Source organism: Rhodopirellula sp. UBA1907, from assembly GCF_002337565.1.
GTDB classification, from domain to species: domain Bacteria; phylum Planctomycetota; class Planctomycetia; order Pirellulales; family Pirellulaceae; genus Rhodopirellula; species Rhodopirellula europaea.
This window is the reverse complement of record NZ_DDGH01000031.1, coordinates 67,499-80,707: the sequence shown is the minus strand read 5'-3', so window position 1 is coordinate 80,707 and position 13,209 is coordinate 67,499. Positions and strand designations below refer to the sequence as shown.

The window sequence follows — 13,209 nt, the reverse complement described above, 5'->3', positions numbered from 1 at the left end:
AACAAACCTACTCCCCCGGCCAAGCCATTTCAAAGGGCGACGAAAAAGGCTACTTCCGGTTTGGCGGCTCCTCCACCATGGTCCTGTTCGAACCCGGCCGCATTCAGTTCGATGCGGACCTCATCGAAAACTCACGCCAACACCGCGAACTCTACGCTCGCATGGGCGACCACTTGGGGAACCGCCCCGACGACGCCGGATGAGCCGAAATTTTCAATTTTGATGTCCCGATCCGTGTTCTTGGTTCGTCACCCTCTTAGATGACGTGGCTATGCTGCCACTGTCGAACCCAAAACCTTCGTTTGAAAGAACACCGATGCCGAAATTCATGTTTGTTTATCGTGGCGGTTGCGACGAAATGGAAAATGCTTCTCCGGACGAGATGCAAAAAGTCATGCAACTATGGATGGACTGGATCCAAGACGGGATGAAAGCAGGTTGGTTGATTGATGGTGGCGACGGACTGAAACCCGAAGGCGCGACCGTCCATGCCGATCTGTCGGTTACCGACGGGCCGTTCACCGAGTCCAAAGAGCTGGTTGGTGGCTATTCGATGGTCCAAGCCGAGAACCTCGCCGCCGCAGTGGAACTGGCCAAAACGTCACCAATCATCCATCACAAAGGCGCCGTCGAAGTTCGCGAATTGGCGAATGTGGGCCAGCCCGAAGAAGCATGACCGACTCGAGCGGCCATTTGGTCGAACACTTCTTTCGGCACGAGTCCGCCCATTTGATAGCGGTGCTGACTCGTGCCTTCGGGATCCGTCGAATCGACTTGATCGAAGACATGGTTCAGGTTGCCATGTTGGAAGCCATGAACGCATGGAAGCAAGGCGGAGTGCCCGACAACCCAAGTGCATGGATCCATCGTGCAGCCAAGAACCGAATCCTGGATGCCTTGCGCCGTGAAAAGACGTTGGCCCAAGCGATTTCATTGGCGGGACCAACGCTGGACGTCCAAGAGAACACCGTGGAAGAGTGGCTGAGCGAAGAGCAATTGCCGGACAGCTTGCTGCGGATGATGTTTGTTTGCTGTCACCCAACACTGAACCGTGAAACGCAAATTGCGCTGACGTTGAAAACGCTTTGTGGCTTTGGGCACGCCGAGATCGCTGGCGGATTGTTGCTGCCGATCGAAACGATCAGAAAACGAATCACTCGTGCCAAACGTTCACTCGGGGAAGCCAACGTTGCGGTGGAACTGCCCTGCCCTGACGAAATCGCGCAGCGTCGCGGCGTCGTTCACGATGTGCTGTATCTGATGTTCAACGAGGGACACAGCACCTCACAAGGGTTCCAGCCGATCCGCGACGACATTTGTGAAGAAGCAGCAAGGTTATGTCATTTGCTGAGCGAGAGCGAACACGACTCGCCCGCCACAAAAGCTCTGCTAGCGTTGATGTTGTTTCAAGCCGCTCGTTTGGAATCTCGAACCGACCAACAAGGAACCGTGGTTCTTCTGGAGGACCAAGACCGTTCAAAGTGGGATCGGCGACTGATCACCATCGCGCAACACGAACTGGCTCGTTCGAAAACTGACACGCCCACGACCTATCACTGGGAAGCAGCCATCGCGATGCAGCACTGCATCGCCAACAGTGTCGAAGCAACCGATTGGGAGATGATTGCGGGCTTCTATAGTCGGCTGCTCGAGATCCATCCATCGCCCATCTACAAACTCAATCGTGCCATCGCATGGGCTCAAGCGGGCCAAACCAACGAAGCAATGCGAGAGCTTCAAGTGCTTCGGCAATCCGGTGCATTGCAAACGTATTTGCTGCTCGATTGCGCGATCGCTCGAGTGCATGAACTGGATGACGACACGGCGAAAGCAATCGACACCTATCTGATTGCGTTATCCAAAGCCAAAGCCGACCACGAAAAGCACCTGATCGAAACCAAACTGCAAAAACTTCACCGGACATAATGGCCCCGAAGCCGCATCGCCAGACCTATCAAATAAAATTGACAGAAAGCGCATCAGGAACGCCTTTTGATATGATGACTTTAAATCATTGTGTTGTTTGACAACCAATCAGTAGCGAGAGCGTTTTCCGAAAATGAGCTCGCTTTCATGTCTCTGACTCCAAATTCAAGTCATTCCCATGTCGTGGCACCGAACTCGTTTGATCGGTTTGCACTCAAACAGCTTCCGCTCACAGTGCCAGTCACTCTGCTGGATGCTGCTAGCCATTTTGGCGTTGGCCCCCTTTCTCAATCGAATGGTTCATGCCAACGAGTTCGGTGACAAGCTGGACCGACTCGTCGAGAAATTTGAAGAACGAAAGGGCAAACTGGATGAGCAGATGCTTCGTCGGTTTGATCAAGTCATCGTGGCAGCGTCACGATCAGCGGACAGCTCAGAGCTGAAACTCAACCTGGCAAAGGCAAAGGTCACCTTTGAATTAACCAGCCAATTCCCTGACGATGGCTCCTGTATTGAACTGCAACTGGAGTATCTGAAAGAACTTTCAAATGCTTACTCACCCATCCAGCGTGCGTTCGCGACCGAAATTGATTCTTATTCGCGGCGAAATGAGTTAGCCCGACTGCAGCAGATTCTTGGAATCCGCAGTGCTATGGAGCGGCGACTCCTCAAAATTGAGCCACTCTCGGAACAAACAAAGTTCCGCGGTACCAAAACAAACCAAACTGGCCGAAGCGTCCCTTGGCATCTGGTAGTCGACAGCGTTTCGAGCACGGGGGCTTTCGAAGCTACGATCGATGACAACAAAGGTGTGCGAGGAAACTGGCGATTCAAAGCGATTGGCAAACGCGAAGGCTTCCAAGTTTCGTTCACGATGTCCAAGTGTCTTCGTGGCCATTTCACGGCCGTCCAAGCAAGTGGTTACTTGCTTGGCAACACACTGGTGGTGGAAATCAGGGAGCGAGACAAAAAGAGGAAACCATACTCCGCTGTCGCCATTATGAATCGTTTTTAAGCAGGTTAGCAGGAACGCACATACAAGACCTTCTCAACCAACACCAAACCGCTAATTGTTGTTTCGCCAAACTCAATTGGATCAACAGTTCGCAAATCGCTCCCCGATTCAACGTTGCGATTTCGCTGCAGTACTGCTGCACTTCAAGCACGAAAAAACCCTCGCAAGGAAACTTGCGAGGGTTTTTCGTTGAATCGTTTCTGTCAGGTAATCCATTGGATCACTTGGCTGGACGACTTGACTGTTTTACTTGTCAGTGAAGTCCAAGAACCACCAGCCGTCGTCCCATTCGAGCGACACTTTACGCCATCCCAAAGGAACTTGTGGGTAGGGGTAGAAAGGTCCGATGTATGGGAAAGCCGATGGGCTGTACTGTTGTGGGTACGACAGTGCGGCGTAGTTTGGATACGCTGCGTAGCCAGGCCATGCGTAGTTCGGCAGGTTTGGCGAATCGTAGCGAGGTGCTCCGACGGGTGCGGCGGGAGCCATTGGAACGGGTTGTCCCATGACAGGTGCCTGAGCCATTGGTGCGGGTGCGGCTTGCATGCCACCTCCGTGAGTCACCATGCTGCCGGGAACAACCATTTCGCCGTTGATCATCTGCCCGCCAGCTTGTCCGTAAGAGACGGGACGAGCTTGGACCTGACCGCGATTGGCGGGTGGCAATGGCTGCAGTCCACCGGTGCGGTGCGAAGCAGGTGTTGCAACCAAGCCTGGGTTCGATCCAGCCTTCACGGTCATCAGATCGCGAACGCCGCGTGCTCCAGGAGCGTGACGAGCGATTTCAGCGATCAACTCACGTTGCGATGCCGATGCGGCTTCGCCGGTGATTTCAACGATGCCGTCGTATGCGTTGACATCGACGCCGAAGTCTTTCAAGTGACCAACTGACTGAGCTTTGCCCAAAGCGGCGGCGACCGATTGCGTGATCGCTTCGTCGCTGTTGGCTTCTCCGCCAGCGTTTTCCCAAGCGGCCACGGTGCGAGTTTGCGAGTCAGCGGCTTCTTCGCCGGCGACGGGTGCAACTTCACCAGGAACAACTTCTTGAGCTTCGGTTTCCAAAGCACCTTTGAAGTCAAACGCTTCAGCTGGTTCGACAGCTGCGATTGCAGCGGCTTTGGGTTTGTAAATTTTTGCTTCGAGAACTTCGAGTTCGTTGACAACATTGACAACGCCATCGACGTCTTTCAAAGCGGCCAAGACCAAGTCTTGTTGCTCCGAGCCATCGACGGTGCCGCGGAACAACACCACGCCGTCGTTGACTTTCATGTCGAGGTTGAAGTTCTTCAGTTCGCCTGCATCACGGCTGACTTTGAGCCGTTTCATGACTTGTTGTGCGATCTCGCGATCACCGCCAAAGGCCTGAGCAGGCCCCAGCGTGGCAATCGCGGCCATCGCCAGTCCAAAATATTTGCGTCGCATGGAAATGCCTCCCTACAGTCCTTTGTGAGGTGTCATTCACCGACCGCCGTGCTCGTGGCAAAAAGGAACGGCCGACAGCCGGTCCGATCGGTGCTATGGACTGTTTCGGTTGTAACGAGGCCCGAACGGCAGTTTTTTTCCGATTTTGTGGATAAATCGACGCGCACCACGATCGACGGCGAAAGAGAAACCGCGACGCAAACGGGCTGAATCCAAATTCAACCGGCCGAGAAAAATCGTTTGTTCGTCCCGCCGCTGCCAATCGGAATCTCCATCCTCGCACCACATTTGGGGCATCCGCCGCGATACGCGGTCCGCTGATCGTTGCGGTAAATGCGACCATAGGTTTGGCAGCATCGGAACTGAATGCCTAAGAATGGACGCGGATTTCCCGGCGTTCCGTCACGTCCCGAAGCCGATGGTGGACCGGACGCGTTGGACTGATCGCGTACGTCGTGCACAACATCGAGGTGGTTGCCAACGTTTGGGTGCGGAGTGGGATCGACCATGGTTGTCCCCCAAGACCGAGCAGTGAACGGTCGGGAAATAGGTGTCAGGTGCCTTCTGCCGGAACAAGCTGATACTTCGGCCAAGCTTTAGAGCCTTCCACCCCGTCCCACATCGCCCGGTCAACAAACCTCTTCCCTAGCCAACCAGCTCAGGAGCTCGGTTCGCCCGAGGATTCTGACTCGGGTTCTCGCAGCTGTTCAATCGCCAATCGCAATTGCTTGCGAGCCCGATTCAAACGGCTGCGAACGGTCCCGATGGACAGTTCCAAAATCTCAGCCATTTCCTCATAAGAAGATTCGTTCATCTCTCGCAAGACAAGAATGCTGCGGTGCTCATCGCTGAGTTGCTGCAGAGCCAATTGCACCAACGAAACGTCATCCTGACGAATCATGTTCGCATCGACGGCCTCGCCACCACAAACGACTTCTTCGCCAATTTCCTCGCGTTGCTGGTCCAACGAAAGCCGAACCTTTTGACGGCGTTTTCGCGACAAAGCGATATTGAACGCGACTCGATACAACCAGGTAAAGAATTGGCTGTTTTGCTGGAACGTGTCCAGTTTGACGAACGCCCGAATGAAGGCCTCTTGGGTCACTTCCTCGGCATCATGGACCGAACCGGTGACATGAATCATGGCGTGATGCAGCCGGTCTTGATGACGGATCACCAAGCCTTCAAAGGCCGACGCGTCACCTGACAGCGCCGCTTCGATCAACGCCCCTTCTTCAGTCGGCGCGTGATTCGCCGGGGTGCGTTCGTTTCGGTTCGAGCTGGCTTCGTCCACTTCCCCTCAACTTGATGATCGTTCGCTGGGTAATCAGTTTAACTCAAACGAGTCGCCCTGTTGCAAAGCATCTGGGTCTTTCCTGGATGCCTGAGCCTCTCGAACGTCCTCATCGAATTGCTCCGAGACTCCGCCGTTGCCACTTTCATCGCCCATCGGAGGAAACGATTCCCCGTTTTCATCCAGCCACAACGGAATCGTTAGAACTCCGAAAAACGAAACAATCAACCCAACCTGCGATGCTTGCTCGCTGGGCCAGACCTGGGACGCCACCAAACCCCGCCACAGCAACAATTGCACGCTTGTGGCAACCGGCAAACTGACGGCAAAACGCCCCAGTGAATCTCGCGATTGGGCGAATTCGCACATGCCCAGAATCTTCGCAAAAATCGCCGCGAGCAAGATCACCCCCATCACCGCTTGCCAGCCCACCACGATCGAGGGCACCGCAATCAGGATCATCAAATCAATCAATCGCTTGGTTGAAGATCCAAGGGGATCCATTTTCATGTCCGCCGAGGGGCAAAAGCTTTTCGCCAATACTCGAGCAAAAAAGCCAGCCGCCACGAGCGACGTTAACAATCGCAATCCGATTTGCACCAGTCTCACCGACCAATCGGCACCGGTCGTCATCCACCCGCTCGGCGGCCAAGTGCCAATGCCCGCCGGCATCGACTCACCAACGAGTTGCCACGGAACAACCATCGCCTGCGGAAACGCAAACATCCCACCGAGCAAAGTTATCGCTGCGAACAACGTCAACCGTGATGGCAACGCGTTTCCATCAAAGCGGATCAGCCCCATCGCCCAAGCGGTTGCCAACGCCACGACGTGATACAAGATCAATGTCAACAAATCTGCGTCAACGATCGGAGTCGACATCCAATTCGACCGCACGGAATCGCCGAAATACGGCAGACTCCAACGCGTCAACTCGGTCGAGCCGACCAAAGCGAACGTGATCCCGACCAACGTTTCGACGATCGGGTATCGAGACGAGATCGGGAGCCGGCAATCTCGGCATCGCCCGCTCAACCACAGCCAACCAAAGATCGGCACATTGTCACGAGCCCGAAGCCGATTTCGACACCTCGGACAAAACGAATGGCCGTTCACATTCAAACGTTGAGGCAATCGCCAAACGACGACATTCAAGAAGCTGCCGACGCTGGCCCCGACCACCAGGAAAAACGCAAAAATGACCACGTCATTGGCTCGCGGCACCAGCAAATCGACCACCCGAAAATGCGGGTGCGAGCCCGTGATCCACAGCGCAGACAACCACATATAGGCCGCCGATGCGAGCAGATACCCGATCAGCAAGCAGACAGCGAGAATTCGATACGGTGAGCGTCGTCGCGACAAAATTGCATGGCCCTTGGCGTGTCCGCACACTCTACTAGCCAAGCCCCGAACTGACGACTCCCATCCAATTCCCATCGCCATGACTTCCACGCTCCCTCCCCAGCGGCATCAATTCGCCAACGACCACCCGCCCCGACACGAGGGCGATTACGTCGTCTACTGGATGATCGCCCAACGGCGGCTGCACTGGAATTTCGCGTTGCAACATGCGATCGACCGGGCACTCGAATACGAGAAACCGCTGCTGATCTTCGAACCCCTGCGAGTTCGCTACCAATGGGCCAGCGACCGGATCCATCGATTCATCATCGAAGGCATGCGGGACAACGCGGCAGCCGCCGACTCTCTGCCGGTGGTCTACTACCCGTACGTCGAACCAAAACCAGGGGCCGGCTCCCCGCTGCTTCATCGGCTAGCCAAAAACGCGTGCACGGTCGTCACCGACGAATACCCGTGCTTCTTCCTGCCCCACATGATCGACGCGGTCAAAGACAAATTGCCCGCCCGTCTGGAATTGATCGATTCCAACGGAGTTCTCCCACTGCGAGCGGCGGAGAAGACTTACACGGTCGCGCACAGTTACCGTCGGTTCATGCAGAAGAACATCCTGCCAGCTCTCGAACATCTGCCACTTGCCAACCCGTTGGCCCCGGACGACCGCCCTGCCCTCCCCTGCCCCGATGGCGAATCGATGGCCGAGCGTCGCAAGAAATTGCTCCCGTCGAAGGTTCTCTCCAAATGGCCGGCCGCGAATCTGGACAAGCTACTCAGCGAAGATGGCTTGTCGAAAATCCCGATCGATCACTCGGTTCGTCCATCCAAAGCAACGCCCGGTGGAACAGTGGAAGGCTCTCGTCGCTGGAAAGAATTCCTGGACTCCAAGCTGTCGCAGTACAACGACGACCGCAACCATCCCGATGAACACGCCACGACTGGCCTGAGCCCCCATCTTCACTTCGGTCACATTTCGGTGCACGAAATGGTTTCTTCGTTGCTGGAACATGAGGGCTGGTCCGCCGACCAGACTTCGAAACCCAACGGCAAGAACCATGGCTTTTGGAACGTCGGCGAAAACGCGGAAGCCTTGCTCGATCAACTGCTGACATGGCGAGAGATCGGCTTCAATTGGAGTTTCCAAAATCCAGACACCTACGACTCACTGGAATCATTGCCGGACTGGGCGAAGAAGACGTTGTTCGAAACGCGTGATGACGAGCGGCCCCATCTCTACACGCTGGAGGAGTTTGAGAATGCCGAAACGCACGACGAAATCTGGAACGCGGCGCAGCGTGAACTGGTGGAAACCGGCGAGATGCACAACTACATGCGAATGCTGTGGGGCAAGAAGATTTTGCATTGGACGAGAACGCCCGAAGAAGCCCTCGAGTTCATGATCCACCTGAACAACAAGTACGGCTTGGACGGTCGCGATCCGAACTCGTACTGCGGCATCCTTTGGGTGCTCGGCCGCACCGACCGAGCCTGGGGCCCAAAACGCCCCGTCTTCGGCAGCGTCCGCTACATGACCAGCGACAGCACCCGCAAGAAACTTAAGCTCAGCAAGTACCTCCAGCGGTTCGCTTCGAAAACTGAATGACGTTGGGGTCTTCGACGTTCAACATTATTTCGCTTGCTCAAGTTGGCTGGACCGTACGAAGTGGGTTCTGGTGGAAACGCAACGAGAGTCGCACGCCTCGCTTTGTTCCAAAGCATCGGACGAGATGCCATGTAAAACATGGCCTACGAATGATGTCCTCGCTTGCAAGTTTGAAGTCAACTCGCCCCTTGAGGTTGACCTTGGGTTGAAACCCCAAGGCATTCGGCTGCCGTCACTCCGCGACTGGTTGTGCGTATTGGGAGGGATCCAACAACCGCGGAGCGGTGACCGTTGTCAGCCACCTCGTAGCCGACTGAGGCTCTCAGTCGGCATCAACACAACCATCGCTACAAGCGATGGCCCCCAGCAAACACATGGCGATGAACGAACAGATGCCGGTGGCATGGCTGAGGCTCGTTTGCCGACGGAGAGCCTCCGTCGGCTACTTGGAAAGCCGGACACCCCAAATTGGGCTCCGGGTTTCGGTTAGATTAGGCTCGCTCTTCCGGGGCAACCTCATTGAATTCCATCGTGTCGCGCATCCACCTGAAACTCCCGAAGCATCATGAAAGTATCCCTTGCGGTCTTCTTAGCACTCACCCTGACCATTTCCATCCAAGCAGAAGAACTTCCTGCTGTCGCCGTCGCGGGTGATGGTGCGTTGGTTTCGTCGCAACAGATCTTCGACCTGGCCAACAAGCCTACCAAAGAGAGTCATGCGTCCACCATCGTCGAGACACCAACCGGTCTCGTCGCGGCTTGGTTCGCGGGCACCCGGGAGCGTGACCCCGATGTCGGCATCCGCGTCTCTCGCAATGAAAACGGCCAGTGGACCGAGTCAGTCGAGGTCGTCAATGGTGTCCAGTCATCGACGCTCCGCTACCCCACTTGGAACCCAGTGCTGTTTCAGCCCACCGAAGGCCCGTTGATGTTGTTCTACAAAGTTGGCCCCAATCCACGGCATTGGTGGGGCATGCTGACGACGTCCGAAGACGGCGGCAAAACCTGGTCTTGGCCAACCAAACTGGGCGAAGCCCACACGATCGGACACCTCCTTGGACCAGCCAAAAACAAACCGATTCAGCTCGCCGACGGAACGATTCTGTGCCCCTCAAGCACCGAAATCGAGTACGCGGACGGATCTTCCCACTGGCGAGTCCACTTCGAAGTCACCAAGGATCTCGGCAAGACTTGGGAAGTCATCGGACCGATCCAGACCGGCGACTCCTTCCATGCGATTCAGCCCAGTATCTTGACCTATCCCGACAACCGTCTGCAGATCCTTTGCCGCAGCAAAGAGAAACGCATTGTGGAAAGCTGGTCCAAAGACGGCGGAAAAACCTGGAGCACACTCACCGCCACCGACTTACCCAATCCCAACTCCGGCACCGATGCGGTGACACTTCAAGACGGACGACAAGTCTTGATCTACAACCACTCCGAAGGCATGGTGAGACGGAAAGACGCCCCGGACTTGAAGCCTCGCCGGATTCTGAATTTGGCGATTTCGTCCGACGGCAAAACGTGGAAGCCTGTCCTGACATTGGAAAATGAAACCGGACCTCACCCCAAGGACGCCGATCGCCGCCGTCACTTCGGTGAGTACAGCTACCCAGCCATCATCCAAACCTCCGACGGGATGCTCAACATGGTCTACACGTACAACCGGGAAGGCGTCAAACACGCGGTCGTTGACCCGAGCAAGCTATGAGCACCACCGTAGCCGACGGAGGCCCTCAGTCGGCATGAACACAACCAATCACAGCAAGCGGTTGGTCTCCCAGCAAGCACATGGCAATGGGCGAATAGATGTCTGTGGCGTTTCTGAGGGGTTGCTTGCCGACGTAGAGCCTCCGTCGGCTACTTGTCCGCTCGGTACCGCCCACCATTCGTGGCGTTTAACTACCGAGGATTCGAGGCAGATTCCAGACCGATCATTGAGCTCATCCTCCCAGCAACCCCGTAGCCGACTGAGGCTCTCAGTCGGCATGAACACAACCAATCGCAGCAAGCGATTGGTTCCCCCAGCGAGCATATGCAATGAGCGAGCAGATGTCTGTGGCGTTTCGGAGGGATTGCTTGCCGACGGAGGGCCTCCGTCGGCTACTTGGTCGCTCGCGATGTTTCGCTGTCGTGATCTGCAGCGACAAAGGTTTTGAGTTACTATTCCGCTCTTCCGCCGAAGTACTCCATGCCCCTCCCAGGTAATTCGACATGCTTCACCTGAAGTACGATCGCATCGTCTTGCTCGCCGTCGCCGCATTGTTCATAGGCGTCGCTGACACTGCTGCGCACGCGCAATCTCCTGCTTCGTCCGTCCAAACGGGATTGCCTCCATCCCTGCAGTTCGCTTCAGAGGACGCGTCGTTTTACTACGCGTTGACGAACAACCGCCTGAAGTGGGATGCGGTGGCTGAAAATACGACGGTTCAACGATTGCTTGCGATGCCAGTGGTTCAACGGGGCATCGCGGATGCTCGTGACAAAATCCTGTCGGACATCCAAAACGATCTCGATGGCGCCGACACACCCGCCTGGGTTCGCTCCTCCTATGAGTTTTGGAGCGGTGAAGAAGGGCAAGCCTACCTGCCCACGATTGCAAGTTTGGCTTCTCGCGAAGTCTTCACCTTTGCCGACCAGAGCCTCGCCGAGCAATACGCCACCTTCAACCAAATGATGGCGGAGCAACTCTCCGAGATCAGCCTGGATCCAGACGCGAATTCAGACGAACTTGAGCCCTTCAACTCCTTCAATTCCCCTGGGAACGAGGACTTCCTCGACAGCCTGCAAATCCCTCGCATCGTGGCAGGTGCCAAAATCTCAGGAGCGACGGAACAGCAACGCGTCCGAGAACTCCTGAACATGTTGGAAGCAAAGTTCCGGAATGAGTTGCTGCAACTCTCCGACGCCGAAAACCAATACATCCTGGATTCGCTGGATCACCAAAACGTGGGCGAGGTCGATGAACGGTGGGTGATGCAACTGACCGGAGATGACTACCCGTGGGACGCGGCAATCCAGCGAATGAGCGTCGACGCCGACCCTGAAGAGATCGCGAAACTTGAACAGCGATTCGCCACGATCCGCGAGCGTACTGCGGGTAAATCAGTGGTCCTCAGCATTGGGTTTGCAGACGGTTACTTGTATGCATCGGTGGGTCACGATCCTGAGATGGTTGCCCCAGCCAAAGTGGAGCGACCTCTTTACCGACGCGATGTCTTCCAGCCATTGCTAGAAAATCGCGGCAAAGCGTGCTCGGGAGTGGGCTATCAAAACAGCACGCTGAAACAGCAAACGTCTTGGGTCACCCAATGGTCTATGTACCTGCAACTCATCCCAACCTTCGCCGAGAAGATGCTTTCGGATTCCGAACTGGATCCGCTTTCGTACCAACCGTTGCTGACCAACATCCATGAGGATGTTGAGATGCTGATGGAGGATTTGAACCGGCTTTACAATCCCCTGGGCGAGGAACTGACGTTTGCGTTCTTTTTCAAGGGTGGGATTGCTGGCTATCAATATCACCATCACACCAATCCGATCCGCGTCCAAGCTCAGCCCCTGAAATCGTTGCAACACATCGGAGAGAACCCGGCGCTGTTCAGTGCATCAGCGGACTGGGACGACGACGGGACGCTGGACAAATGGTTGAATCGAATCCAAGAGCGAGCCGAACAGGCCATGGCTCTCACTGCCGAATCCGGGGACGCCTCGCCGACCAGCAAGATGGACCCTGCGATTGCCGCCGGACTCACGGAACTGTTCTTGGCAACGAAGGACGATCTGTTGCCGTCGGTGGGCAAGGAAGCAGCCTTTGTGCTCGACTTCGAGCAGCGAAGCCGACAGTGGCATCCCATCGTCCCACCGTCCGCGGATGCCTTGCCGTTCCCCGCCCCTGCCCTCGTTTATGAACTCACGAGCGCTGAACGGCATCGCCGCGCATGGCGTCGCTATTTCGATACGATCAATCCTCTGTTCATGTCGTTTGGCCCCTTGATGGGCCTGCCTCCCGGACAAGGGTTGCCCGAGGCGACCGAAACAGCGATTCCCGGGGGCGTCTACCTGCAAGTGCCGGGCGTTCCAATGCTCGGTGCCGACCCTCAGTTTTCACCGGGATTGGCGCTCACTTCTGACTGGGCGGTCTACACCTTGTTTCAAGGACAAGCCACCAACTTTGTCCGCGCGAACTCCCCCCAGTTGCCTCCGCCGCTGAACGATCTCAACCGACCGTTGATCGCAGCCGGACACATCGATCTCCTGCAATTCGCGGACGCCGCGCAAGTTTGGATGAAGGATGTGATGCCGATGGTGAAGCAAATGAATCGCAACCAAGGGCCACCTGATTTGGATGCAGAGCCAAGCAACACGCCGAACATGGAAGAAACGGCAGAACTGGTCGCCATCGCGATTGATTTGCTAAGGCAGATTCCCTCTTACACTCATGCCACGTACGTGCAAGACAACTCGGTCGTCACGCAGTACGTGATCAAGGTGCCGACACTACAACCGGCGGCAAAGTAAGTTCTCTCGGGGCTTCCGCCCCGAGCTAAGCATGACGGCCCCATCCGGGGCGAAACCCAGACGCCAGCC

General features: G+C 55.9%; 11 protein-coding genes. 7 read left to right on the top strand and 4 right to left on the bottom strand.

Annotated elements, in window-relative coordinates; translation table 11 throughout:
- The 4 genes from B2R17_RS06895 to B2R17_RS06880 form a co-directional block, all read left to right on the top strand.
- Window positions 1-203: phosphatidylserine decarboxylase (locus B2R17_RS06895; RefSeq protein WP_286763382.1), on the top strand; the 203-nt coding region annotated here is incomplete at its 5' end.
- 113 nt (window positions 204-316) lie between these two features.
- The gene (locus tag B2R17_RS06890) at window positions 317-676 is read left to right on the top strand and encodes a YciI family protein (protein WP_233215802.1); all 360 of its coding nucleotides are present in this window, start codon (window positions 317-319) and stop codon (window positions 674-676) included.
- Entirely contained in the window at window positions 673-1,926 is a 1,254-nt protein-coding gene (locus B2R17_RS06885; protein ID WP_008669652.1) for an RNA polymerase sigma factor, read from the top strand. The genes B2R17_RS06890 and B2R17_RS06885 overlap by 4 nt, the downstream gene beginning before the upstream one ends.
- 178 nt (window positions 1,927-2,104) lie before the next feature.
- Window positions 2,105-2,941, top strand: coding sequence for a hypothetical protein (locus B2R17_RS06880; RefSeq protein ID WP_008669651.1), 837 nt, complete (start codon window positions 2,105-2,107; stop codon window positions 2,939-2,941).
- Window positions 2,942-3,187: 246 nt separating this feature from the next.
- On the opposite strand, the gene B2R17_RS06875 is transcribed toward B2R17_RS06880, so the two are convergent.
- The 4 genes from B2R17_RS06875 to B2R17_RS06860 all read right to left on the bottom strand — a co-directional run bounded on the left by B2R17_RS06875 (window position 3,188) and on the right by B2R17_RS06860 (window position 7,052).
- A complete protein-coding gene (locus B2R17_RS06875; protein ID WP_286763381.1) occupies window positions 3,188-4,363 on the bottom strand; it encodes a BON domain-containing protein in 1,176 nt (391 codons plus the stop codon).
- A gap of 218 nt (window positions 4,364-4,581) precedes the next feature.
- Window positions 4,582-4,872 (bottom strand): hypothetical protein, encoded by a 291-nt coding sequence (locus B2R17_RS06870; RefSeq protein WP_008662212.1) that lies wholly within the window; start codon window positions 4,870-4,872, stop codon window positions 4,582-4,584.
- Between the two features lie 149 nt (window positions 4,873-5,021).
- Window positions 5,022-5,657 carry an RNA polymerase sigma factor gene (locus tag B2R17_RS06865; RefSeq protein WP_008662209.1) on the bottom strand — a complete coding sequence of 212 codons (636 nt, stop codon included), beginning with the start codon at window positions 5,655-5,657 and terminating at the stop codon, window positions 5,022-5,024.
- A 33-nt stretch (window positions 5,658-5,690) separates the two neighbouring features.
- Window positions 5,691-7,052 carry an A24 family peptidase gene (locus B2R17_RS06860; protein WP_414707243.1) on the bottom strand — a complete coding sequence of 454 codons (1,362 nt, stop codon included), beginning with the start codon at window positions 7,050-7,052 and terminating at the stop codon, window positions 5,691-5,693.
- A gap of 49 nt (window positions 7,053-7,101) precedes the next feature.
- On the opposite strand from B2R17_RS06860, the gene B2R17_RS06855 reads away from it, so the two are divergent.
- The 3 genes from B2R17_RS06855 (at window position 7,102) to B2R17_RS06845 (ending at window position 13,140) form a co-directional block, all read left to right on the top strand.
- Window positions 7,102-8,619 (top strand): deoxyribodipyrimidine photolyase, encoded by a 1,518-nt coding sequence (locus B2R17_RS06855; protein WP_414707242.1) that lies wholly within the window; start codon window positions 7,102-7,104, stop codon window positions 8,617-8,619.
- A gap of 565 nt (window positions 8,620-9,184) precedes the next feature.
- Window positions 9,185-10,330 carry a sialidase family protein gene (locus B2R17_RS06850; RefSeq protein ID WP_286763379.1) on the top strand — a complete coding sequence of 382 codons (1,146 nt, stop codon included), beginning with the start codon at window positions 9,185-9,187 and terminating at the stop codon, window positions 10,328-10,330.
- A 503-nt stretch (window positions 10,331-10,833) separates the two neighbouring features.
- Entirely contained in the window at window positions 10,834-13,140 is a 2,307-nt protein-coding gene (locus tag B2R17_RS06845; RefSeq protein WP_286763378.1) for a hypothetical protein, read from the top strand.
- Window positions 13,141-13,209 lie beyond the last annotated feature (69 nt).

What these genes read in the sequence shown, in the direction of transcription:
- B2R17_RS06870 (WP_008662212.1), bottom strand. Translation starts at nt 4,872, where the DNA reads ATGGTCGATCCCACTCCGCACCCAAACGTTGGCAACCACCTCGATGTT.
- B2R17_RS06890 (WP_233215802.1), top strand. Translation starts at nt 317, where the DNA reads ATGCCGAAATTCATGTTTGTTTATCGTGGCGGTTGCGACGAAATGGAA.
- B2R17_RS06875 (WP_286763381.1), bottom strand. Translation starts at nt 4,363, where the DNA reads ATGCGACGCAAATATTTTGGACTGGCGATGGCCGCGATTGCCACGCTG.
- B2R17_RS06885 (WP_008669652.1), top strand. Translation starts at nt 673, where the DNA reads ATGACCGACTCGAGCGGCCATTTGGTCGAACACTTCTTTCGGCACGAG.
- B2R17_RS06855 (WP_414707242.1), top strand. Translation starts at nt 7,102, where the DNA reads ATGACTTCCACGCTCCCTCCCCAGCGGCATCAATTCGCCAACGACCAC.
- B2R17_RS06850 (WP_286763379.1), top strand. Translation starts at nt 9,185, where the DNA reads ATGAAAGTATCCCTTGCGGTCTTCTTAGCACTCACCCTGACCATTTCC.
- B2R17_RS06845 (WP_286763378.1), top strand. Translation starts at nt 10,834, where the DNA reads ATGCTTCACCTGAAGTACGATCGCATCGTCTTGCTCGCCGTCGCCGCA.
- B2R17_RS06880 (WP_008669651.1), top strand. Translation starts at nt 2,105, where the DNA reads ATGTCGTGGCACCGAACTCGTTTGATCGGTTTGCACTCAAACAGCTTC.